A 23139-nucleotide genomic window follows, 5' to 3' on the forward strand; every position below is an offset into this window, starting at 1 on the left:
TATTAAAGGGGGATTTTATATGGAAAATGCTTCACAAAAGGCGAATCATTATTATGCGGTGATATTCACTTCTAATTTATCAAATGATACAACAGACTATAATACCGTTGCCGAAGAAATGGAGGAACTTGCAAAGCAACAACCTGGATTTTTAAGTGTAGAAAGTGCACGAGGTAATTCTGGACTCGGAATAACAATTTCTTATTGGGAATCACTTGATGCGATTGAAAATTGGAAAAAGAACGCCTTACATAAAGAAGCGAAAAAAAGAGGTCGTGAGCAATGGTATGAAAACTTCCACCTGCGTATCTGCCTTGTTGAGAAAGAATTTAAGTTTCAAAGAGGCACAATATAACTATGAAGAAAAAAGTAGCTCTCGTTATTGTTCATGAAATATATGGTGTGAACGACCATATGCATCACGTTACCAACCACTTTACTTCATCTCATATAGACGTATTCTGTCCTAACCTTCTACAATCGCAACATGCATTTCATTATAGTGATGAAGAAAAAGCATATGAACATTTTGTAAATCATATTGGATTTGATTATGGAAAAAAGCAAATTGAAGAATTCATTTCTCATCTTTCTAGTAGTTATACACATATTGGTCTTATCGGCTTTAGCGTTGGAGCTACCGTCTCATGGCTATGTAGTAACAATCCGAAAATAGATTTTATTATCGGTTGTTACGGTTCTCGTATACGCGACTATGTTCACATAAAGCCTACATGCGCTACACTACTTATATTTCCTGAAAAAGAAGCTAGTTTTTCAGTATCCTCTTTAATTCAAACATTGCAGCAACAAAAAAATCCTTTATTAGAAATAAAACAACTACACGGTGAACATGGATTTCTAAATCCGTACACTGAAAAATATAACAGGCACTCTACAAAACAAGCATACAATTTAATAGATTCATTTCTTGTAAAGTAAAACTTCAATCAATGGGGGATGTTCATCCCCCACCTAATCTCTTTTCTTACGTTGAGTTTTAAGGTGTGGGTCTTACTGCCCATGCGTGATAAAAACAATCTTATAAAGGAGAATCAAATGACGCTGACATTACTCTTACTTATTTTCATACTCATTGCCTTTATCTCAGCGCTAACTATCATTTTTAAAACCGTAAAAAAAGGGAGATTTTTCAACCGCCCCTCCCTACAATCTATTATCATTTGCATTTTATTTTTTACTAATTGGATCTTATATGTAACAACTTTTTATTCGTTACTCCCCGAGAAAGTTAGCGAGTTCATATTCCTGCCCATTTGGTTTTTCCTTTGTATTTTAGGATTTATCGCTTTTTGGCACGAATGGAGAAATAATCGTGTGTTCTCGATATGTATTGGTTTTCTTTCCTTTATTAGTTTTCTATTTGGGCTGTTGTTGTTAGTTCTTTCGGGGATGTAATAGAAGAAGGAAGAAAAGCCAATTTTTAACTTTTCTTCCTTCTATGTTTACCTTTAGCTTTCACTGTCACTGATTCACAAGGTGTATAATATATTTGAGGCGTCGCCTTATCAACAAACATCATAAATGTAATAAAACCGAGAATAAAGAAAATAAACAACGTTAACAAAATTGCTCCTATCGTTAAAAGTATCATAACACCACCCCTATATTTTTCATGTTATTACACTTTTCGCTATTATATGAGCGTAATCCTTTTTAGAAAAAGAAACGTAACAAAATAATCACAACCACTCCCGTTAATACTGTACCTAATAAACTACGAGTATATATTGCAACAAGAAATGTTGGAATTGCTGTAATAAGATAATCCCACTGCATCGTCTCATGCATAAATAAAACTTGTGCTAAAAGCGCTGCTAATATCGCAATTGGTATGTAATTTAACCATTTTAAACCCCAGTCAGGAATTTGTAGTTTGCTAAATACGAGTAGAGGTAAAATACGTGGCACGAGTGTAACAGCTCCTGCTGCTAGTAAAAGTAATAATACATCTAATCTCATTTCCATTTTTCAATCACCACTCCAATCGTCGCAGCTAGTAATGTTGCGATAATAACCGCTATACTATCTGGCATAAATAGGTGTGAAACGTACGCGATAATAATCGATACAATTGCAACACTTAAATGAATTACTAGTTTTGGTTTACTACTTATGAGCTGAAGAACAAATAATCCGATAAACATCGCTGGTAATGCATAATCCATCCCGTATGTATGTGGATCTGGTATCCACTCACCAAATAGCCCACCAATAATAGTAGCAAGTATCCAATTTAAATACGCTGTTACGTTAAGCCCAATCATCCATCTTTCACCTAAATATCCTTTTTGCGCTGCATGCTGCACTGCAACGCCGAAAGTTTCATCTGTAATTTGAGAACCGATAATGACGTTTTTTAATAGAGGTAGTTTCGTAAAGTACGGTGCGAGGGCAGCACTCATTAATAAATGGCGTAAATTAACAAAAAATACAGTAAAAATAATTGCGGAAGCAGGAGCACCGGCTGCATACATACCAGCTAATATAAATTGGGCAGAACCTGCATAAATTAAAGTGGACATAAATGCAATTTCAATGATAGAAAAACCTGCTGTTTTTGCAATTACACCAGCTGCTATACCGATGCTCAAGTAACCAAATACAGTTGGTAAACAATCTTTTACTCCTTGCTGAAATGTATCATCGCTCTGCAAAGCTACATGTGCCTGAGCTTTACTCATCTCTATCATCCTCCATTCCTTCTAAAGTTCGTTTTCCTGTTACGACATGAACTAAATCTATATTTTCACGCCATAACGTATCTAACTTATCAGCTCCAAATTCCTTTGTGATTTCCTCAACCATAATATCGTGGCGCACATACTCTGTAGCAACGAGAACTAGCGCTGGGTCATACGTTGTAACAGCCCATGAAGTGCTATCATTTGAGAAGTTCGCAATTAATACTTCCTCTCCATCACGAGCAATAACAGTTAAATGACCACCCATTCTCTTTTCAACAACGTGGGGCGTCATATAATTATGATGAAACGTGGCTCCTATTTTTGTTTCTGGAGCTCCAAATAAGATTGAAAATATATGTACGCCTTCCTCTTCCTTTTGATGAATGTATGGCTCAATTTCATGCACTTGATCTTCCCATACAGAAATCCATAATTCTTCCTTTGCCCTATTAATTATATTGCATATTTCTTTTAAAACACGATCATTTGAGCGAATATGCGAAATTACATCTATTTGTCGCTCTTGTTCTAAACAATTTAGTTTCTCATCTAAAAATTCAAAGGACTTTTCAAAGTCTTTTCGCATTCGATTCATTAATTCGGTAGCTGGTACTGGTACATATTTAACTGGTTCAGAAGGTACAATATGCACCGCTCCTTTATCCATTAACTTACCGAGTACCTCGTAAATCATAGAACGAGGTACTCCTGTTTGTTTACTCACTTCATAGCCTGTTACTGGGGAGTGTTTTAACAATCCAATATACGCTTTACATTCATACTGGGAAAATCCTAACTTTTGTAATTCCTTTATAATTTCATCCATCGGTAACCCCTCACAATCTAAATCGCCCTTACTTCAAAACGACGATTTTGCTTCCCTTTACTTTTTACTTTATCAATAACAAGTGTTCCTATTTCACTCGTATTTTTCACATGTGTACCTCCACAAGCTTGTTCGTCTAAATTTTCAATTGTAACAATGCGGATTTCTTGGATAGTAGTTGGCAGGAGATTTATTGCTGTTTTAATCATTCCTACAGCATTTTCTGCTTCTTCGCGGCTCATATAGCGAGTGGAAATTTCTTTATTTTGCTCAATAAGTTTATTCACTTCCTCAACAATTTCTTCTACTTCCACGCTCGATAACTCTTGTAACTCATTAAAATCGATACGGGCTTTATCAGGATAAATTTGGTTTCCGGTGCATAGTGCTCCATACTTTTCATAAACAACAGCTCCGATAAGATGCAGTAAAGAGTGATGACGCATTAAATTATGACGTCTTTCCCAATTAATCTCTAATTTAACTGGACCTAATTTTACTTGAGCTTCATCTTTTATATAGTGAACTATTTCTCCCTGCTCCCTCTTTACTTTTTCAACTTCAAATACAGACCCATCTTGTACAATGACACCCGTATCACATTCCTGCCCTCCACCAGTTGGATAAAAAACTGTTTCTTTTAGAAATACTTTATTCCCTTCTACTTTTATCACTTCTGTTTCGCAACTCGTTTTGTATGCATCTTCTAAATATAATGCCGTTGTCATACTCTCACCTCTTTAGTAGTTATAGTTATACCTACTAATATAAAAAATAACATTCATACAGTCAACTTATATTTCAGAATTTTTAATTTTAAACAAAAAAAGCCTTTTACAATAAGGCTTTTTTCTACATACTATTATTTATTTTAACTGTAAAGTATTTAATATGTTCCCCGCCAAATGCTCCCGTAAAGTACAACCTGTATACTCTTCCCTAAATACACCCGCCTTCACAAATAAAGGAATGACTTCACTAAAGAATAGATCTAGTGACTTTGGAGGTCCTCCTGGAATAGCAATAAATCCATCTAACGCCCCTGCCTCAAACCTATCCATAATTTGCTTCGCAACGTCTTTTGGTGTACCAACCGCAACCCAATGAGCCGATCCAACAACTTCTGGTCGTTCTAGTATTTGTTCAACTGTTGGTTCATTTTTAATAATGAAGTTCCGTAATAACTCGGCATGAGTTTTACTACGTACAGTTTGATCCCGACTTGGCAGCATCTCTTCCGTAATTTTACTTTCTAGCGGAATCCCTCTCGCATCTAATCCGAGAACCATTTCAAGTAACGTATATCTCTTCTCTTTTGTGAGATGTTGATGAGCTTGCCTATGCATTTCTAACGCTTCTTCATATGTATCACCTATAAAGAAATATAATCCAGGTAATACACGTATAGCATCTTGCTTGCGGCCATGCTGTTCTGCTCTTCTTCTTAAATCTTGACGAAGTTCAATTCCTGACTCTATATCAGGCGTTGCGGCAAAAATTGCATCAGCAACAGAAGCAGCAAAATTCCGACCAGACTCTGAAGCACCGGCTTGAAATAATGGCATTTCTCCTGATATATGCTGCGGAATATTAAGTGGACCTTTTACCTTAAAGTACTCACCATTATGCTCAATAGGCTTTACCATCTCTCTAATAACATCAGGATTATCTACTTTCAATACTTCATTAGGGTGACTCCTCCAAAGTTTTCTTACTAACTCTGTACATTCTGCCGCTTTCGCGTATCGTTCCTCAGATGATGGCATCCCTTCCTCACCAAAGTTTTCAGCACCGTCAATGGATGTAACAATATTCCACCCTACTCGGCCGTTACTAATCCAGTGTAACGATTGTAATTGCCTTGCTAATATATATGGTGGATAAAACGAAGTTGAAGCAGTTGTAACGACTCCAATTTTTTCTGTCGCATAAGCAATAGCAGTAAACAGTAACGTCAGGTCTAAAATGACACTCCCTTTATTACGAGCAATTAAATCTGGGTGCGCCACTAAATAATCGGCTTTAAAAACAAAATCTAACTTAGCCTTTTCTGCCTGTAGTGCCAACTCTACTTGTTCATCAATTCCGGAATTAAACTCATTCCCATCTTCTTTCTTTCTAGAAATTAAACATAATCCAATGCAAAGTTGATTCTTTGTAAACATATATACACCATCCCCTTGTTTTTAATTCACTTAGTTAAACAAATGTTGCTGTCATTATGAAAATAAATAAAATGATATTGATAATCATTATCATTTTATGATGTAACTGTAATAAAAGCAATAACAAAAAAGACTCCCACTTTTGGAAGTCCTTTATCTCAATATTTCATTCGCTTCTTTTTCATAAATTTTATCAAATGATGTCATAACGCGCTGTGATGCTTGAATCATCTTTTGATCCGTCATAAGATCGGCCATCTCTTTCGTCATATCTACATTTGAATTTTCTAGCATATGATTTTTTACTATTCCTGTTCCGTTCGGTAAATTAGCAATGTTTCCTTCTGCTAGTGTAAAGCTTTTATTTTCACGTTGTACGAGACGAGCATTCGTTTCTGCATCTACTGTTTTTGTTTGCAAACGAGCAATATTATTTTGTGTTACTTCATCATATAATGTACCGTCTGCTTGTACAGCAACCTTTGCTCCTTCCGGAATACGAATACGCTCATTATTCTCTCCCATTACGAAAGCACCTGAAGATGTTTGTAAATAACGATCACTATTTAATGTGAAACTACCATCTCTCGTTAAAAACGTTTCATCATTTTTAGAAGTAACGAAAAATGATGTTGTGCCGGCCGCGCCGTCATCTAAAAAGAAATCTGTAGCACTATTTGTCATTTGTATGTTTCCTTGTACTAAATTCACGTGTGTTGCGGCTGGTACTACAGCGTAATCGACCGAACCGATATTTGTTACCGCCCCATCTCCGCGGCGATATGTGTCTTGTACATCAAATACTTTAGACGTCATATTTTCTGCTTTAAATCCTGTCGTTTGAGCATTTGCAACGTTATTCGAATGAACATTAATTCGCTGCATGTAGTTCATCATACCCATAGAACCTATATAAAGACCGTTCATATTCGTTTGAATAAGGCAAGCGCCTTATTCTTCACCTCTTTTCTACGATGTTTGTAACATTTGTTTCGCTAAATGTTCAGCTGTAGCGATATGTATATTTTTCCTTATGTCTTGGCCGTCTGTCATTAATACAATAGGAGCTGATGATACTGCTGGAATTTTCAACAATTCACCACTACTTGCTGTTTCATCAAATTTTGTAAACACAATACCATCTATATGAATATCTTTAAAGTTTGTAATGATTTCAATCATATCTTTACTTTTCATCGAAGCTGATAACGTTAAACAAATATAATCTGGCTCTACTTGTCCCATCGTTTCAATCATTTCTTCTACTGTTTCTGTCGTACGATAATTTTTTCCGGCTGTATCAATTAAAATATAATCGACGCGCGCTTCTTCTTTAAAATACGTAAGCGCTCTTGTCATTGCAGCTTCATCACGCACAGCAATTACTTCCGATCCAATTGTCTTTACGTTATCTTGCAATTGCTGCACTGTCCCTATGCGCGAATGATCTGTCGTTATAAAACCAACTGTTTTTTTCTTACCGTGAAATTGCCATGCCATTTTCGCAAGCGTCGTCGTTTTACCAACACCAGTTGGACCGATTAATGCAATTGTTTGTACTTCTTTTTCAAAGACGTTTTCCGTATTGAAATGAGATTTCATATCTTCCAATATGTACCTAATAACTTCTTCTTCCGTAATCATCGTTGCATTTTCAAACTTTATTTTTAACTTTTCAGCATATGCATAAATGAAATATTGTTCCACATCGTTTTGTTCTAGCATCCGAATTACCTTTTGAATAATAAACGGTACAGATTCTTGACTTTCTTTCTTTGGAACTACTTCTTCTTTCTTTACCGGAACGACTTGTTTCACAACTTTTTTCTTTTTCGGTACTTCCGTTTCTTTCGTCTGTTTCACCACGACAATTCCTTTTTCAAACAGCTTTAATAGTTTTTCTTTTTTTCTTGCCCATTCTTCACTATTTCCTGTTTGCATTGCCGCGTATGACATAGAAGTCGTTACGTTTTCTAAATTGTGCAGTACTGATTGAATTCCATTCGCCTTCACAATTTGTTCTGAAGGATCATTCACAACATCCATTAACTGTTCATGAAATTGAGCTGTACCTTCATTCACTTCTTCCTGTTTTTCTTCTGGAAAAGCGACTAACATTTCATAATCCTTTTTCCAAAAAAACGGTATATTTCGTTTTACACTTTCATCGACAACGTAATAATAATCTGTACCATATTGGTCAAATAACTTTCGATACAATTCATTTTTCGAAGCTGCTTTTATTCGCATTAACGCTTCTTTCTTTTCTGTACTTTCCATTACTTCACCCCCTACTATTCAATATAGGCAATTTGATCCACAACAATTTCTGGTGCTAATTCGCTAATACAAAGTACTTGTGCTTCTACTTGATAACGTTCTAGCAGTCTTACAATTGCAAATCTAAAATCTTTTCTACGTGTTAATAACACTGGTTCTCTTCCCATTAAACGTGCTTGCTTAAAGACGCGCTGCACTTGCTCAACGACACGTGTTTCTAAATCTAAATCCCAGTTTAACAAGTAACCTTGATATGAATTATTCACAACATCCGCATCTAACTCAATTGAATCAGAGAAGAGCGCTGCATAAATTTTTCCGTCCGGATTTTTCGCATTTTCACAAATAACTTTTGAAATACATTCACGAACAAATGATGTCACACCATCAACGTGATTTTGATACACTTCTTTTCCGTCAATAATACCTTCAATAATTGTTGGTAAATCACGAATAGAAATACCTTCTTTTAGAAGTTGTTTAATAACATTTTGAACGAGTGATAAATCAATTTCTTTCTTCTTAATCTCTTCTAATAGAACGCCATTATCATTTTCAAGCGAGTTAATTAAGTCTTTTACATGTTGGCGCTGAATTAATTCATGCAGATTACGCCTTACGACAACATCTAAATGTGTAATTAATATGCTAAGTGGCTCTAACACTTGATAGCCTTTCATTTGTGCATCTTGCACCATATGCTCTAAAATCCAATATCCATCTTCGCCGAAAATTGGATCTTTCGCTGGTTCTGCATCTAAATCAGCCATTACGTTCGGTGTTTTTAGTGCTAATAAATAACCTGATTTTAAAACACCTTCAGCCGCCTTCGCACCTTTAATACGAATAATGTAACGACCACGTGGTCTAAAGCTCGTATTATCTTTAAAGTTAATTCCAGGAACGTTAATACCAAGGTCAGTAATAATCGACTTCCGCATAAGAACAACTTTATCACGAGCTGTTTCCCCGTTAATTTTCTGCTTTACAAGTGCTGCTAAATCTAAACCGAGTTCTACAATAATCGGATATTTATCCGTAAATACTCCGAATGAATCTTCCACTTGTTGTAATTGCTCATCTTCGCCTTGAATCATTTCTAATTCTTTTTGAAGCTCGTCTTCTTTTTCTTTCTTTATTCGATTTTTATTACGAATGCCTAAGAAGATAATCGTTCCACCAACGAGTGCGAATGGTAAAAACGGTAGCGGAGTAAAAATACCCATTGCAATAAATAAACCACCAAGTGCATATACAACGACTTCATGTGCTAATAACTCTTTAAAGATACCTTCTGTTACTGTATCCGGTGAGCCGTCAAATACACGCGTTACGATAATACCTGTTGAAATTGCAAGCATTAACGAACCGATTTGGTTTACGATTCCGTCACCGACAGTTAACTGTGTATAATGAAGAGCTGCATCTGCAAAGCTCATTCCTTGCTGCATCATTCCGACAATTAAACCGAAAATAATGTTTACGAATAAAATGACAATCCCGAAAATAACGTCCCCTTTAATGAACTTCCCGGCACCATCCATCGCTCCGTAAAACTCTGTTTCCATATTTAATTTTTTACGTTTTGCCTGTGCATCTTTTTCTGAAATAATACGCTGGTTTAAATCAGCATCGATAGACATTTGTTTCCCTGGTAAAGAATCAAGTGTAAAACGAGCTGCTACTTCAGCTGTACGAGATGCACCGTTTGCAACGATAAACTGGAATATGATTAATACTGTAAAAATAACGATACCAATTAATAAGTTTCCGCCAATTACGAACTGGCCGAACTCTTCAATAACATGACCGGCATTTCCGTCTGTCAAAATCGCTCGCGTCGTCGAAACGTTAATCGATACGCGGAAAATCCCGATTAATAACAACATCGTCGGAAATGACTTTAATTCATCCCACTCGTTAATACTTGTCGCTCGCATATAAATAAGTACTGACATACTTAGTAGAAAAACGATAACGATATCAAGTATAAATGGTGGAAGTGGAATTAAGAGCGCCACAACGAATGACGCTGCTAAAAAGATAGAAAAATAGGTTCTTGCAGAATCTATCTTAAACAAAGAGATCTCCTCCAAACGCGCTATTATACTTCAAGTTCATTCGTCTGAATTAAATAGCGCATAACTTCAATTACAGCTACGTATAAATCTTCAGGAATTGTCTCATCTTCCTCGACTTGATAATATAAAGAACGAGCAAGCGGACGGTTTTCCACCATTGGTATTTCATGTTCACGGGCAAGCGTTCGTATATATAATGCGAGCTCATCTTCCCCTTTTGCAACGACAATAGGCGCCGCATCAACTTGTTTATTGTACCGAAGCACCACTGAAATATGCGTCGGGTTGTTCACAATAAACGTTGCACCATCCATCTTCTTCGCGATTGTCCCTTGCAAGATCGCATGCATAAAGTTTTTTCGTTTCCCCTTTACTTGCGGGTCCCCTTCATTATCTTTATGCTCTTGTTTCACTTCTTCTTTTTTCATCTTAATATCTTGTTCGTACTCCCATTTTTGATAAATGAAATCAATAATAGAAAGAACGATTAAAATAATTAAAATGGCTAAAAAGATAAATTTAATTTGGCTAATAATTTCAGTAAGTGACGCTGTCCAGTTAAATCCAATCATACTGACGATTTTCTCTAAATTCTTTTTAAAGAGAACGTACGAAACGTAACCGATTAATCCCATATAAAACAGTGATTTCAAAATATCTACTAAACTTTTACGACTAAACAATCTCGTAAAATAGTTTTTCGGATTAATACGTGACGCTTTCGGTTTAATGACTTTAGAAGAAAATAGGAAGCCGACTTGAATCATATAATTGAATAAATGAAAAGCATATACGAGTATTAATATCGGAGCCGATACTTTCAGTAATAAAATCCCCATTAAATAAAAATACTCGGTTGAATCTGTATTTTTTCCAATTTGATCAAACAGCACCGCTACGGAATTCGCAATCTCAAACCCTAGCCAATCTCCGAAAAAGTAAACGACAACTGCTAATACGAGAATGGAAAATAAATTATTTAAATCTTTACTTCGGGCAATATTCCCTTCTTCACGCGATTTTTTACGCTTCTGCGGGGTGGCCTTTTCTGTTTTATTATCCTTTGCCATGCGCGTCCCCCTACTTCGTTAAGAAAAAGTTAAATAGTTTCGTATACTCTTCAAGTAATACATCCGTCATATTTTTAAACACATAACCGAGCATCGGTACACTCATCGCAATAAACAAAATACCACATGTAATTTTAATTAAAAATGCATTCATAAATACATTAAGTTGTTGGGCATTCTTCGCAATTAAAATTAAAACAAAATTAATAATAAATAGAGTTCCCATAATTGGTAATGCAATCTCAACAGCAGCTGTTATCGCAAATAACAATGTTGCTAAAAGGCTATCGAGGAAATTCGTTGTTAACAACTTTGAAATTGCCTCTGTATATTCGAAAGATTTCAAGATTGTTGCAACGAAATAATTAATACCACCAAGAGAAACAAATATAATAACAAAAAACATGTCAAAAATCGTCGCAATAAGCGTCGATTGTGTACCACTATTTACGTCAAATAAACTAGACTGTGAAAATCCGATATCAAAATCTATTATGTGCCCAGCCATTTTCGGTATATTTAGTAACATTTCAATAATTTTTGCTAAGGATAAACCAATTACTAGCTGGGTTGCTGCATACGCAACAACCTCTCCATTTGTTGTCATCAAAGGAAGATCAATTTTATCTGCTACTGTAATTGATAATCCTAATCCAAATGTAACTTTCGCCATTGCTGGAACTGACTTCCCTGAAAAAAATGGTAAAAAAAACAAAAAAGAGGTAATACGACAAAAAGCAAAAAAAGTGTTTAACCATAATTCCATATTCATCTTATATCACCTTTTTTCAATAAGAACGTAACAACGTTGGAATCTTGTCATATAAATCCAAAATCAAAGTTATTATTTCCTGAAACATCCATGGACCTACAATAATAATGACTAAAATAATTGTTGCCATCTTTGGCAAAAACGTTAAAGTTTGTTCTTGAATTTGCATCATTGCCATTAAAACTGAAATAATAACAACAACAATTAGGCTGACGCCCGCTACAGGTAGTACAATTTCAAATCCTTTATAAAAAAAAGTTTGAAAAATTTCTGTAATAGGTGTTATGTTCATTAACTTTTGACTCCTATCGTACATATGCATAATCGCATGATACGTCTAATTATAAATATACGTTTCTACTTTAGTTTCACATAAACCTTAAATTATAAATAACATACTTAACCTACAGTTTTAAACATTATATCGACGATTTTTGTATATCCACCTAAATATACGAAAACGAGTATTTTAAACGGTAAACTTAAAATCATCGGCGGTACCATCATCATCCCGAGGTACATTAAAAGCGTACTAATAATTAAATCTATAAACACGAATGCTAAATAAATGAACATCCCTGTTAACAGTCCCTTTTGAATTTGCGTTAACGTAAAAGATGGTACGAGTGTAAATAATGAAAGATCCTTTAAATCCTTCGGCAGCTCTTCTCCGCGTACTTTCAACATCATTTTTAAATCATGCTTATACGTATGCTTCGCCATATAATCTTTCATAATTGGAGCTGTCGTTTCCGCAGCTTGGCTTACTGTTATTTTCTCTTTCGTCATTGGATCCCATACATCGCTCTTCAATTGCCCGAGTACAGGCTGCATCGTAAAGAGTGATAAAAATAATGCAAGTCCAACAAGCACTTGGTTTGGAGGTAAACTCATTACCCCAAGTCCTTGACGTGTAATCCCAAGAACGATCATAAAATAAGTAAAATGTGTAAATAATAGAACGATAGAAGAAGATAATGATAAAAGGGTAACGAGCGCAAATAGTTGTACACTTGAATTACTCGTAAACTCTTTTCCATTTTCGAAATTAATAAAACCGTTCGGGGCTGCATACGCTGGATTTACAAAAATAATTGAAAAAACGATAGAAAATACGAAAATAACGGCTAATAATGATAACTGTTTCTTTATTCTCATGATGGATCCTCTACTTTTTTCGTTTCAGTCTTCACCGCGTCTTCTAGCGCTTGTTGAAACTGATTTCCTGTTCCGGTTAATTGCACAGACTGTACACCGTTATTACTAATAACAGTGAACACTTGCTTTCCGTCCACTTCAAATAAAAAGGCACTCGTTTGATGATTTAAATACACGCCGTCTTTTACTTGAATATGGCCATTTTCACCCTGCTTAAAAAACTGCTGTTTGCGCGTCTTTTTCGTCATATAATATGCACCGTAACCGAGCGCACCAAACAGTAAAACGACTTGAAATAAGGTCGTCATATACGACATATGACTCCTCCTCTACTCTTTATCTTGCATTTGACTTTGCGCTTTCATAAGCGCCGCTTGTTTCTTATCAGCTTCAATTTCAGAAATGATAATACCGAATTTCTCGTCCATTACAATTGCTTCACCGATGCCGACTTTCATATTACTTAAATACACATCTACTTTATGTCCTAAGTTTTTCTCTACTTCAAGAACATCGCCAACTTTTAACTGCTTTACATCACCGAGCGTAATAGATGACTTTCCAAGCTTTACACCAAGTTCAATCGAAATATCTGAAACAGTATCAATATGTGCTTTACCTGCTTCATTTCGCTTTCCTGCAAAATCTTCTAATCCCATTAATGACACGGGAGATACTTCATGCTTCATATGGATCCTCCTACTCTACAAAACTTTTAAATAGGAGCGCCTTACGCGTTCCATCTTTTCCAATAAAACAATTAAATTTATGCTTTCCATCTACATAACCAAGTAATTCATCCGAAACTTTCGTATGAAGCGGAATAATATCGCCTTCTTCAATTTGTTCAATCTCACTCATTGTCATTTTCTGCTCACCAATCGCAACGTGAACAGGTTTGTACACTTGATTTACTTTCACTTCCACTTCAGACGTATACTTCCTACGTTTGTCCGAAGAATGTTCGACAATATTTTCAGACGTTAACTTATCCATAATTTCTTCAACAGATAAGAACGGAATTCCGATACGCACCGTCGTATTCCAAAAATCTGTTTTCATATTTACATTAAGTAATGAAATAATATCGCTCGCTGTCGTAATCTTTAATGCATTCGGATCTGTTTCCGTCGTTACAAATTTCGGTTCAATCGCAACAACACTTTCAAATGATTGCTCTAAATTTTTACAAAGAAGCAAGAATATATTATCAAGCGTTAAAAACTCAAATGCTGTTAACGGTCTGCGCATCGTAAAGTTACGCTTACTATCTCCGCCAAGCCAACATTCATGAATATAAATAACGAATGCTAAATCAATCTCAATAACAATTTCTCCAAGCTCTGGTAAACCGAGATCAATTACGCAATATAAATAATAATCTTTCGGCATTTTCTCCACATACTCACTCGTAAATGGAACTTGCTCAACCGTTGAAGGCTCTAGTTCAATTGGAATACGCATACGCGCTGATAACGTCTGTGACGTCTGTTTCCCAAACGTAGAAGCAATCGCTTGCAAACTACGTAAATGCTCAACACCGAACTTCTCTGGTCTGTTAAAATCATACTCTTGAAATTTCTCTTGCTTTCCTGCTTCTTGTGCGAAAGCTGGCATTTCCTCGCCTTCATTTACCGCCTTCAGCAGGGCATCAATTTGCTCTTGGCTTAATTTTTCGCCACTCATGACAATCCCCTTCCCTACCTTTTCAATTCAACGATTTCAACGTACATCTTCCCATTCTTCGTCAAAATCTTTCCGGTTCCAATCTCTTCATTCTCAAGCATAAGACGCACCGTATTTTTCGTTGAATTTTCAAGACGATACAATGTACCTTTCGTAATATGAAGCAGATCTTCAATTTTCTTTTTCGTATTTCCGATTTCAAAATAAATTGTTAACGGAATATCATCTTGTAATTTCAAATCTAGCCAACTCCCATATCATGTTCACGAAAATTTCATGTTCTCTCTATATGTGCAACTTCTTATTTTGAAACGTCGATATTTAATATTTTTTTAATATATCCTTGCGTTTCTTTAAATGGCGGTACGCCTCCGTACTTCCTCACATTCCCAGGACCAGCATTATAAGAAGCAAGTGCCAATACTAAGTCGCCGTTATTTTTCTTTAAATAACCGCTTAACTCTTTCACGCCACCTTCAATACTTTCAGCTGGTGAAAAGGGGTTCTTCACACCCATCTCCTTCACATTCGCTGGCATAAGTTGCATAAGACCCATCGCACCTGCATGTGACACCGTTTTCGGATTAAAATTAGACTCTACTTCAATCATTTTTTGAATTAACGTTTTCGGAATTCCGTATGTACGACTTACACGATCAATAATATCCTCATACTTCCCTTCATTGGAAGAACGTATTTTTTGAATATTATACTTCTTCGTTAATTCCCACGTATCAGCAGCCTCATTTTTCGTTTCTGGGAAACGTCGTTCAAACTCTTTTTGCGCAACTTGCACTTCATCTGCTTTCTTCGTTTCAGCCTTTTCTTCAGGCTTACTCGCTTCCTCTACTTTATTAATAGTTTCTGCCGGTTTATTAACAACCGCTTCTATTTTCGTAGATTGTACCGGCTGACTCATATCCTCTACTTTGGCCGGCTGCATAGTTTCTTTCGTCCCCTTCGCAGGCTCACTCTGCAACTTCTCTTGAAAACGACTACTAACAAATGCTTGAGGACTACTTAGCTTTTGCTGAATTTGTCCTTTTTTATATGCAAGCACTTCTTTTACTATATTTCCAACTATCATAATATCACCTTTTCGGTAAACAAAGATAATCTAATATTAGAGTTTTTTTTTAAAGTTTGCAATAATCCTTTTAATAATTATGTAATAAAAAAATGAATATATTGTTAAACTGTTATTTTTTTATATTTATTAATTCGAATTTTTAGTTGACACCCGCTATGACAAGGATTACAATAAATCTCGAAATTGATTTTTTCGCATATTACCGTTTTTCAATTTGCAGAAAAGTCAATATAAAAAAATGGGGGTTTCTTAACATGAGAATTAATACAAACATTAACAGCATGCGTACTCAAGAGTACATGCGCCAGAACCAAGACAAAATGAACGTTTCTATGAACCGTTTATCAAGCGGTAAACGCATTAATAGTGCAGCTGATGATGCTGCTGGGCTTGCTATCGCAACTCGTATGCGCGCTCGTCAAAGCGGTTTAGAAAAGGCTTCACAAAACACACAAGACGGAATGTCATTAATCCGTACTGCAGAATCTGCAATGAATTCTGTGTCAAACATTTTAACTCGTATGCGTGACATTGCCGTTCAATCTTCAAACGGAACAAACACTGATAAAAACCAATCTTCTTTACAAAAAGAATTTGCAGAATTACAAGAACAAATTGACTACATTGCTAATAACACAGAATTTAATGACAAAAACTTATTAGCTGGAACAGCATCTATTACAATCGGTGCAAAAGGTGCAAAAGGTACAGAAATTAAAATTGAAACTCTTGATACTGCCGCTTCTAGCAAACAGATTTCTATTAATTTATCTAATACTACAGCATCAAACTTAGGAGTTGCTGCTGGAACTAAAGGTATAGCTATTAACTCTTCATCTTCTGCTTTAGCAGCTATTTCGGCTATTGATGCAGCACTTACTCAAGTAGCTGGTAATCGAGCAACTCTTGGTGCTACCTTAAATCGTTTAGATCGTAACGTTGAAAACTTAAATAACCAAGCAACTAACATGGCATCTTCAGCTTCTCAAATTGAAGATGCAGATATGGCGAAAGAAATGTCTGAAATGACTAAATTCAAAATTTTAAATGAAGCTGGTATTAGTATGCTTTCTCAAGCAAACCAAACTCCACAAATGGTAAGTAAATTATTACAATAATTTACTTATCTATAAAAACGTCCTCAATTGAGGACGTTTTCTTTAAAAATAAATATTTAAAAATTGAACAAAAAAAATCCCACATAACTCCTTTAAGAAAATAACAATCTCTACTATAAATTCTCTATTATTTATCCTCCAACATAGGTATTTTGATTTTTTGATTTATGTGGACTCTATAAATTGGTTATTTTACGTATAGAAAAGATCTAATATTATAATTCAAAATGGTAGTTCCGGACTCCAACCATTTATTTTTTCCTAAGTAAATACCTAAAACTAGATCCTTACCTGTTCCTATATGTGATAGATTTTGATGTTTTTACTAGCGTACACTCATGAAAGTTCTAAAATAATATATATATTCATTAGTATAGAGGAATTCTCTCCTATTAAATTTCTTCTTTAAAAGATTGAAACATATACCAATTTTACTTTTTTAAAACTTATATTTTTCAATCGAACTTTGCCACGTGATAACTCTAACTACTTTTGAACCCTCGGAAAATTGCTCAGACTCTAACAACAATATTTATAGGAGTAACTTTCCGTCATCCCTAACACACAACACCTACTCTAAAAAAATTATTTCTTCTTTTGACACAATCTATTATTTATTTTTAAAATATCCATATTCTTATATTTTATATTTTTATTCAGAGCATTAGGAACCCTAAAGGGCTTCCTAATGCTCTGGAATCTTTTTTGATTTTAACGAAAAAAAAACAATATAAAATAATAGAGTTTAGAAAAATAGCCCTCCACCAGCCCCTTTTTTGGTTAAGTGGAGAGCTATTTTTGATTTTTTAACGAGATACGTTGAGATAAGCCTGTATTTCTTTGGCAACTATAAATAAAGCTTCGCTCTATAGTCAAACAGTGTAATCTTTATTTAAATTCATTATATAAAAAAGGCAGTGTCCTTATGACTGCTAATGGTTATAAATATACCACTATTATAATACCGTTTCTATTAAATCCCAAACCCTTTGAATAGATGTTGCATCCTGATATTGATGTACCCTTCCCTTAATATTCTGGCGCATTTTTTGGTACTGATTTTTATTTTTCAGCTCCTCCTCTATTTTCATTTGTAGTGATTTTTGGGTTATTGCCTTTGGCCCAGGCGTCCATTCTTCATATGGACTTAATAAAAAGCCACGATTTTCTTCATATTCTTTATAATCAACTGGTGTGAATATAATCGGCTTATCTAATAGTAGATAATCAAAATATACTGACGAATAATCTGTAATTAATAAATCAGTGGCCCCCAGTACTTCATATAAATCTACACCCTTAGACGCTAGCATACTATCAGTTAATAAATGTACTCCAGATATATTCTCAATAATTTGACGTACTTTATACTCTTCTGCTGGATGTAACTTTACAATGATCTCACAATTTTTTTCTTGTAAAAATTTCTTAAACTCGCTTATATTGAATGTTTCAAAATCAAATAGATTTTCCCAGCTTCTGTTTCCATCTTTCCTATGATTAGAAGTGGAACGATATGTAGGCATATAAAAAATAATATTTTTACCTTGATCTGATTTATCTAACACTTGAAATAAATTTTCTCTACTTTCTTTTTCAAACAATAAATCATTACGAGGCTGTCCTGTAACAACGTATTTATTAGGATCAATTTTAATACATTGATTCATTACTTCATTATAAAGATTTGAGTAAGATGTCGTATAATTCACTTGATCCCATATTTTAGAAAACCTATTCTTATTTACCTCACTATTATCAACAAATCCCATCGCTTTCATAGGAAAACCATGCCATAAATCAATAATTATTTGTTCAGGATTAAACATTTTTTTATTTAGGAAATAATTCCCTTCTGTTATAACAACCACATCACTTGAAACTATCTTCTGAATATATTCATCAGTCATTTCTTGCCGTATTAACTCTATTGTATGTTTATCTTTTACTTTCGAAGGGATATTCTTATATAATGCGATTGTGTTTGAACCACTATTTGATGTATATACTAATGTTATTTTTTTCTTCTTCACAGCGCCAGATGAACTATATTCCTTTTTTTGAGATTCTAGATGTAATTCATTTACAATCCATTCATTATCCTCCTTAATTAAATCTATATAACATATTAAATTTTCATTAGCATTGTTTCCTATATGAATTGATTTTATTAATTCTAATTTAACAGTAGCTTTATTCTGATTATGTTCCATTGCAATTACTTGTGGATAACATACATTGAAATTCCCACTTTTTTTTGTAACTAGCTGTAATTCATTTTGATTTTTTAACAATGATAAAAACATTTTTGAAACCGAAGTATTTTGGTTCTTTTCTTCAAATGGCGATATCCCTATATCCAAATACATTTCCATCACCGTTATCACAGTATCCAAAATATAATCTTTTACTTTCGTCTCCATTTGTTCGCGGTATTGCTGTTTATAATTTTTTACACCTTTTAATTCTGAATCCCGATAAATATGGTATGCAGGGAAATGACTGTCAACAAATAAGCTAATTCCTAACGCAGCTGCTCTAATACATAGATGTCGGTCTTCTCCCCACATAGTTACATTTTTGATTTTTGAAAAATTAACCCCTTTTTCAAGGGCTGACCTACTAAATAGTGTACAAGCTCCCAATCCTCCAACTTCATATACCCCTGGATTTTTTAACATATTTAAAAATTCAAGTGTACGCCTTTGGATTTCTTTTTCTTCTAGCACTTCTTCTCTATGATGTTCATACAATGTATAATGATCATAGAGCCATACTTGGGGCAACTCCACATTATTTTTCTCCCATTTTGTCCAAAATATTTCTGCTACAATATCTTTATTTAATTGAACTAAATGTTGTAAAGTCTTTGGATGTAAAACTAAATCCGAATCAATGAAAAATAAGTAATCATACCCTTCTTCTAACATCTTATCTATTATTTTATTTTTGTATTTTGCTACTTTCCATATTAAATCTTCATTCCAATAGTGACTATTTTCATCACGTTGATATGTTTGTAAATTTTTCTCTTCAAGCACCAAAACATTTTCTTTTTCTAGTGCAAACTTTTCAAGTAATGTACTAGAATTAGGTTCCTCATTATCATCTATGAAGTAATAACTAACTTCTAATTCATCAGTTTCTAATTCTTGTAATGACATTAAAAACTCTTTTAATATGTTTTCCTTTTGATTTATTGGACTTCCAATAAGTATTCTTTTCTTCATAATTTTTCTCCTTGTAGCAAAATATAAATTTCATTCTTTTGCTATGTAACCATATTATTTTTTATTTGGGTAGTTGATATCCCTGGTGTTCTAGGTAGATATATAACTTGACAGTGGCTTTTCAAATAATCAAAACTTCCTTTCCAATCTTCTCCTATAACAAAAATATCAATATCATATTTTAATACATCATGAACTTTTTGTTCCCAACTTTCTTCAGGTATAATCTGATCTACATATCTAATTGCTTGTAAAATTTCTTTTCGACTTTTGTATTTATAGCATGAATTTTTATTTTTTATCTTATTAAATTCATCTGTAGATAATCCGACTATCAAATGGTCCCCTAACTCTTTCGCTCTTTTTAATAAATTAACATGACCTATGTGCAATAAATCAAACGTACCATAAGTAAGAACTCTTTTCATTTTTATTTTCAAACCTCTTTCTCTAAATATACAAAGAAAAGATAAAAAGACTATTTACTCATAAAATTTCAACTCTACTGTTCCCCTCAATCCTTCCAATAAAGAAGGATACAACCTGATAGGACAATAATAAATAGAGCGCCTATTTTTATTTTATATTTCTTTTTACAGTTGCTCTCAATTATAGTTTTAAATAGATAGTATTAGATTCTTTCTTAACCAGTTACTATTTGAAAACATTTTAAGTCCTTTCATCATAATTCCTTCTCTATCTTCCCCCATTAACTCAATGGCATATTTATAAAAGCGGAAATCCTTACTATATTTACCAACTGCTTCTACTGCAATACGATAAGCTTCTTCAGTATTATTATTTTTAATTAACCATTCAATTATATTTACATATCCTTGCTCTGTTATATCTTTCTCATCCGCTAATTGATAAAAATCAATTGCAATATCCTGGTATTCATTTGTATAAAATACGTCTGCAATTTTCGCATCACTATTTTTCTTAAGAAAATGTTTATATGAAATCAATTTCTCTACGAAATCTGGTTTATTATAGCGACAAGCTCTATCCAACAATACTAGATACTCTTCTTCTTTTATTTCTTGAATCGCTTTGGGTTCTTCAAATAAAAACTCAAATACGTGAGAAAAATTCGAATGCCTCATAACATCTTTTATACGTTTATCTTTTGTAATTTCATACAAAATACATAAATCAGCTAAATCAAACACTCCATTTTGAATTCCCAGTAATAAATCTTCTGTTTCAAAAATAATAATTGCATCCTTCATAGTAGTAATCATATCTACTTTTATCTGTATTATATTTATTAAATTTCCTTTCCCATCTTCCATATCATCTGCCAATAGAGTCGCCAACTCTACATACCCTAAATGCAATAAATATTTCATAATTTCTATACGTATTATATTCGTCTTAATTAAATTTTGATTATTAAGAAATTCATACACTTCTTGTGGTCTATAGTATTTACATAGCATATGTACAATTTTTGTAGCAATTCTAACTGATAAAGAGTTTTCATTTAATGCCTGTATATAGTGATTAATTGCTTCTCCTTCATTATTTTCAATTTCATAAATTTGTCCAAGTCGTTCATGTGGTAAAAATGTTTTTCGATCAAAATGATAGATTATATCTGTATATATTTCGTTGTTTACTAGAATATTTTGATAAATCTCTTTTGCATCATTGTAACGTTTTTGTAAAAAATAAATTTCTCCTTTCCAAAATGTAAAATCTGGAGCCAAGGGCCACAACTCCTCTGTATCACATACAATTTCTAACGCTTCTTCAAAACGTTTTAGCATAACTAAACATTCTATAATATAAAATAAACATGTACGCACCCAACCTTCATCAACACTTTTTTTACATGTATACGCCTTAATAAAGTGATTTAGGGCTTCTTCTTGCTTGTTTAATCTTCGAAGCTCTTGTCCGTAATTAAAATAAGAGAAAGCTATATTATCCTCTTTATTTATTTCTTTTTCTATAATTTGTATATTACGATTTTCTTTATTTTGTTTTACCACTACATTTAATAAATATCCATAATGATAGACTTTAAGAGATGATAAAGATACTCTTAGCTCTCCTTCTACAGTTTCCAATTGTTCATGAATAGCACGCTTATAACAAATCGTGCCATCATTTATATATATTCTTGGCATTTGATTAACAGTTGTATTTTCTCCTAACGTCCCTGAAAAACTAGTAATTTCCACTAAATACATATTAAATTTATTTTGGTGGGATTTTATTTCATTTATAGCTTCTTTGAAATTATCAGGGTCGACACACTCATCAGCATCAATTGCAACAATCCATTCCCCATTTGCTTTAGATGCCGCAAAATTACGTGCCTCAGAAAAATCATTCGTCCACTCAAAATCATATACTTTATCTGTAAATTGTTTTGCAATTTCTTTTGTTGAATCTGTTGATCCTGTATCAACAACAATAATCTCCTCTACTACCATTCTCAGAGACTCTAAACATTTCCTTAACATTTCTTCTTCATTTTTTACAATTAAACAAGCTGATAGAAAAGGCTTCATTATAATTTTTCTCCTTTATTTATACTAAATGTATAACCTTTAATCATTATATTACCATTTTACTATTTTTTTAACGCTTTTTTTAAAAATGATTTAATATTTATATAAAAATATTCGAAAATGCGATTTTAAACACCCAATTATCGATGCGTCGAGAATATAATTAACAGAAAAATACATTTTAAAAATTTGAAGTCAAACCATCTTTATTCAGAAATTAGAAAAATATCGCTACTATATATAGTTATTTAGCTATAGTACACTTTTTTCTATCTCTATCTTTATAACAAATATATAATCTCACCCTCATTCAGCAAATATAATTTTTTCTTACACGTTTACTTTCATTTTTTCAGCTTTGTTACAATTACATATACGTCACCAGTTACTATATTTGTTATCCAAAGAATATCACTTCTATATGTCCTTTTTT

Annotated in this window: 25 protein-coding genes; 4 read left to right on the forward strand and 21 right to left on the reverse strand. The window is 33.6% G+C overall.

Annotated elements, in window-relative coordinates; translation table 11 throughout:
• Positions 1-19 precede the first annotated feature (19 nt).
• The 3 genes from IBT51_RS02240 (at position 20) to IBT51_RS02250 (ending at position 1419) form a co-directional block, all read left to right on the forward strand.
• Positions 20-355, forward strand: coding sequence for an antibiotic biosynthesis monooxygenase family protein (locus IBT51_RS02240; protein WP_078401706.1), 336 nt, complete (start codon positions 20-22; stop codon positions 353-355).
• A 2-nt stretch (positions 356-357) separates the two neighbouring features.
• Positions 358-942: a dienelactone hydrolase family protein gene (locus IBT51_RS02245; protein WP_078401707.1), complete on the forward strand. Its 585-nt coding sequence runs from the start codon at positions 358-360 to the stop codon at positions 940-942.
• A gap of 117 nt (positions 943-1059) precedes the next feature.
• On the forward strand, positions 1060-1419 hold the full coding sequence (locus IBT51_RS02250) for a hypothetical protein (RefSeq protein WP_078401708.1): 360 nt from the start codon (positions 1060-1062) through the stop codon (positions 1417-1419).
• Positions 1420-1444: 25 nt separating this feature from the next.
• Here the strand turns inward: IBT51_RS02250 and IBT51_RS02255 are convergent, their stop codons facing one another.
• The 18 genes from IBT51_RS02255 to IBT51_RS02340 all read right to left on the reverse strand — a co-directional run bounded on the left by IBT51_RS02255 (position 1445) and on the right by IBT51_RS02340 (position 15833).
• Positions 1445-1615 (reverse strand): DUF3951 domain-containing protein, encoded by a 171-nt coding sequence (locus IBT51_RS02255; RefSeq protein WP_000602245.1) that lies wholly within the window; start codon positions 1613-1615, stop codon positions 1445-1447.
• A gap of 62 nt (positions 1616-1677) precedes the next feature.
• A complete protein-coding gene (locus IBT51_RS02260) occupies positions 1678-1989 on the reverse strand; it encodes an AzlD domain-containing protein (RefSeq protein WP_023521614.1) in 312 nt (103 codons plus the stop codon).
• Positions 1980-2705: an AzlC family ABC transporter permease gene (locus tag IBT51_RS02265; protein WP_016124352.1), complete on the reverse strand. Its 726-nt coding sequence runs from the start codon at positions 2703-2705 to the stop codon at positions 1980-1982. The genes IBT51_RS02260 and IBT51_RS02265 overlap by 10 nt, the downstream gene beginning before the upstream one ends.
• A complete protein-coding gene (locus tag IBT51_RS02270; RefSeq protein WP_016513054.1) occupies positions 2698-3534 on the reverse strand; it encodes a TrmB family transcriptional regulator in 837 nt (278 codons plus the stop codon). Before IBT51_RS02270 ends, IBT51_RS02265 begins: the two co-directional genes overlap by 8 nt.
• Before the next feature lie 17 nt (positions 3535-3551).
• Entirely contained in the window at positions 3552-4262 is a 711-nt protein-coding gene (locus tag IBT51_RS02275; protein WP_000205375.1) for an alanyl-tRNA editing protein, read from the reverse strand.
• Positions 4263-4400: 138 nt separating this feature from the next.
• Entirely contained in the window at positions 4401-5699 is a 1299-nt protein-coding gene (locus IBT51_RS02280; protein WP_200457973.1) for an NtaA/DmoA family FMN-dependent monooxygenase, read from the reverse strand.
• A gap of 153 nt (positions 5700-5852) precedes the next feature.
• Complete coding sequence (locus IBT51_RS02285) at positions 5853-6626, reverse strand: flagellar basal-body rod protein FlgG (protein ID WP_001013934.1); 774 nt, start codon at positions 6624-6626, stop codon at positions 5853-5855.
• Positions 6627-6668: 42 nt separating this feature from the next.
• Positions 6669-7979, reverse strand: a complete 1311-nt coding sequence (gene flhF / locus IBT51_RS02290) for a flagellar biosynthesis GTPase FlhF (RefSeq protein WP_095691124.1) — start codon at positions 7977-7979, stop codon at positions 6669-6671.
• Between the two features lie 14 nt (positions 7980-7993).
• Positions 7994-10060: a flagellar biosynthesis protein FlhA gene (flhA, locus tag IBT51_RS02295; protein ID WP_200457974.1), complete on the reverse strand. Its 2067-nt coding sequence runs from the start codon at positions 10058-10060 to the stop codon at positions 7994-7996.
• Positions 10061-10083: 23 nt separating this feature from the next.
• Positions 10084-11130 carry a flagellar type III secretion system protein FlhB gene (flhB, locus tag IBT51_RS02300; protein WP_065228577.1) on the reverse strand — a complete coding sequence of 349 codons (1047 nt, stop codon included), beginning with the start codon at positions 11128-11130 and terminating at the stop codon, positions 10084-10086.
• Positions 11131-11140: 10 nt separating this feature from the next.
• On the reverse strand, positions 11141-11902 hold the full coding sequence (locus IBT51_RS02305) for a flagellar biosynthetic protein FliR (protein ID WP_200457975.1): 762 nt from the start codon (positions 11900-11902) through the stop codon (positions 11141-11143).
• A 16-nt stretch (positions 11903-11918) separates the two neighbouring features.
• On the reverse strand, positions 11919-12194 hold the full coding sequence (locus tag IBT51_RS02310; RefSeq protein ID WP_016122230.1) for a flagellar biosynthetic protein FliQ: 276 nt from the start codon (positions 12192-12194) through the stop codon (positions 11919-11921).
• Between the two features lie 107 nt (positions 12195-12301).
• Positions 12302-13060, reverse strand: coding sequence for a flagellar type III secretion system pore protein FliP (locus IBT51_RS02315; RefSeq protein ID WP_200457976.1), 759 nt, complete (start codon positions 13058-13060; stop codon positions 12302-12304).
• The gene (locus IBT51_RS02320; protein ID WP_000121178.1) at positions 13057-13377 is read right to left on the reverse strand and encodes a hypothetical protein; all 321 of its coding nucleotides are present in this window, start codon (positions 13375-13377) and stop codon (positions 13057-13059) included. The genes IBT51_RS02315 and IBT51_RS02320 overlap by 4 nt, the downstream gene beginning before the upstream one ends.
• Positions 13378-13389: 12 nt before the next feature.
• The gene (gene fliN, locus IBT51_RS02325) at positions 13390-13749 is read right to left on the reverse strand and encodes a flagellar motor switch protein FliN (RefSeq protein WP_000680010.1); all 360 of its coding nucleotides are present in this window, start codon (positions 13747-13749) and stop codon (positions 13390-13392) included.
• Between the two features lie 10 nt (positions 13750-13759).
• Entirely contained in the window at positions 13760-14746 is a 987-nt protein-coding gene (gene fliM / locus IBT51_RS02330) for a flagellar motor switch protein FliM (protein WP_000012361.1), read from the reverse strand.
• Between the two features lie 14 nt (positions 14747-14760).
• Entirely contained in the window at positions 14761-14985 is a 225-nt protein-coding gene (locus IBT51_RS02335) for a flagellar motor switch protein FliN (protein WP_000775712.1), read from the reverse strand.
• Between the two features lie 62 nt (positions 14986-15047).
• Complete coding sequence (locus tag IBT51_RS02340) at positions 15048-15833, reverse strand: lytic transglycosylase domain-containing protein (protein WP_200457977.1); 786 nt, start codon at positions 15831-15833, stop codon at positions 15048-15050.
• Positions 15834-16090: 257 nt separating this feature from the next.
• On the opposite strand from IBT51_RS02340, the gene IBT51_RS02345 reads away from it, so the two are divergent.
• Entirely contained in the window at positions 16091-16954 is an 864-nt protein-coding gene (locus IBT51_RS02345; RefSeq protein ID WP_200457978.1) for a flagellin N-terminal helical domain-containing protein, read from the forward strand.
• A 956-nt stretch (positions 16955-17910) separates the two neighbouring features.
• Here the strand turns inward: IBT51_RS02345 and IBT51_RS02350 are convergent.
• The 3 genes from IBT51_RS02350 to IBT51_RS02360 form a co-directional block, all read right to left on the reverse strand.
• On the reverse strand, positions 17911-20184 hold the full coding sequence (locus IBT51_RS02350; RefSeq protein WP_200457979.1) for a CDP-glycerol glycerophosphotransferase family protein: 2274 nt from the start codon (positions 20182-20184) through the stop codon (positions 17911-17913).
• 41 nt (positions 20185-20225) lie between these two features.
• Positions 20226-20612, reverse strand: coding sequence for a glycerol-3-phosphate cytidylyltransferase (gene tagD / locus IBT51_RS02355; protein ID WP_200458017.1), 387 nt, complete (start codon positions 20610-20612; stop codon positions 20226-20228).
• 189 nt (positions 20613-20801) lie between these two features.
• The gene (locus IBT51_RS02360) at positions 20802-22706 is read right to left on the reverse strand and encodes a tetratricopeptide repeat-containing glycosyltransferase family 2 protein (protein ID WP_200457980.1); all 1905 of its coding nucleotides are present in this window, start codon (positions 22704-22706) and stop codon (positions 20802-20804) included.
• Positions 22707-23139 lie beyond the last annotated feature (433 nt).

Origin of the sequence: Bacillus sp. S71, from assembly GCF_016625265.1 — a bacterium.
Lineage (GTDB): Bacteria > Bacillota > Bacilli > Bacillales > Bacillaceae_G > Bacillus_A > Bacillus_A cereus.

Bases quoted from the DNA above. Each gene is read 5' to 3' on its own strand.
- IBT51_RS02240 (WP_078401706.1), top strand. From the start codon at position 20: ATGGAAAATGCTTCACAAAAGGCGAATCATTATTATGCGGTGATATTC.
- IBT51_RS02245 (WP_078401707.1), top strand. From the start codon at position 358: ATGAAGAAAAAAGTAGCTCTCGTTATTGTTCATGAAATATATGGTGTG.
- IBT51_RS02250 (WP_078401708.1), top strand. From the start codon at position 1,060: ATGACGCTGACATTACTCTTACTTATTTTCATACTCATTGCCTTTATC.
- IBT51_RS02255 (WP_000602245.1), bottom strand. From the start codon at position 1,615: ATGATACTTTTAACGATAGGAGCAATTTTGTTAACGTTGTTTATTTTC.
- IBT51_RS02260 (WP_023521614.1), bottom strand. From the start codon at position 1,989: ATGGAAATGAGATTAGATGTATTATTACTTTTACTAGCAGCAGGAGCT.
- IBT51_RS02265 (WP_016124352.1), bottom strand. From the start codon at position 2,705: ATGAGTAAAGCTCAGGCACATGTAGCTTTGCAGAGCGATGATACATTT.
- IBT51_RS02270 (WP_016513054.1), bottom strand. From the start codon at position 3,534: ATGGATGAAATTATAAAGGAATTACAAAAGTTAGGATTTTCCCAGTAT.
- IBT51_RS02275 (WP_000205375.1), bottom strand. From the start codon at position 4,262: ATGACAACGGCATTATATTTAGAAGATGCATACAAAACGAGTTGCGAA.
- IBT51_RS02280 (WP_200457973.1), bottom strand. From the start codon at position 5,699: ATGTTTACAAAGAATCAACTTTGCATTGGATTATGTTTAATTTCTAGA.
- IBT51_RS02285 (WP_001013934.1), bottom strand. From the start codon at position 6,626: ATGAACGGTCTTTATATAGGTTCTATGGGTATGATGAACTACATGCAG.
- flhF (WP_095691124.1), bottom strand. From the start codon at position 7,979: ATGGAAAGTACAGAAAAGAAAGAAGCGTTAATGCGAATAAAAGCAGCT.
- flhB (WP_065228577.1), bottom strand. From the start codon at position 11,130: ATGGCAAAGGATAATAAAACAGAAAAGGCCACCCCGCAGAAGCGTAAA.
- IBT51_RS02305 (WP_200457975.1), bottom strand. From the start codon at position 11,902: ATGAATATGGAATTATGGTTAAACACTTTTTTTGCTTTTTGTCGTATT.
- IBT51_RS02310 (WP_016122230.1), bottom strand. From the start codon at position 12,194: ATGAACATAACACCTATTACAGAAATTTTTCAAACTTTTTTTTATAAA.
- IBT51_RS02315 (WP_200457976.1), bottom strand. From the start codon at position 13,060: ATGAGAATAAAGAAACAGTTATCATTATTAGCCGTTATTTTCGTATTT.
- IBT51_RS02320 (WP_000121178.1), bottom strand. From the start codon at position 13,377: ATGTCGTATATGACGACCTTATTTCAAGTCGTTTTACTGTTTGGTGCG.
- fliN (WP_000680010.1), bottom strand. From the start codon at position 13,749: ATGAAGCATGAAGTATCTCCCGTGTCATTAATGGGATTAGAAGATTTT.
- fliM (WP_000012361.1), bottom strand. From the start codon at position 14,746: ATGAGTGGCGAAAAATTAAGCCAAGAGCAAATTGATGCCCTGCTGAAG.
- IBT51_RS02340 (WP_200457977.1), bottom strand. From the start codon at position 15,833: ATGATAGTTGGAAATATAGTAAAAGAAGTGCTTGCATATAAAAAAGGA.
- IBT51_RS02345 (WP_200457978.1), top strand. From the start codon at position 16,091: ATGAGAATTAATACAAACATTAACAGCATGCGTACTCAAGAGTACATG.
- IBT51_RS02350 (WP_200457979.1), bottom strand. From the start codon at position 20,184: ATGAAGAAAAGAATACTTATTGGAAGTCCAATAAATCAAAAGGAAAAC.
- tagD (WP_200458017.1), bottom strand. From the start codon at position 20,612: ATGAAAAGAGTTCTTACTTATGGTACGTTTGATTTATTGCACATAGGT.
- IBT51_RS02360 (WP_200457980.1), bottom strand. From the start codon at position 22,706: ATGAAGCCTTTTCTATCAGCTTGTTTAATTGTAAAAAATGAAGAAGAA.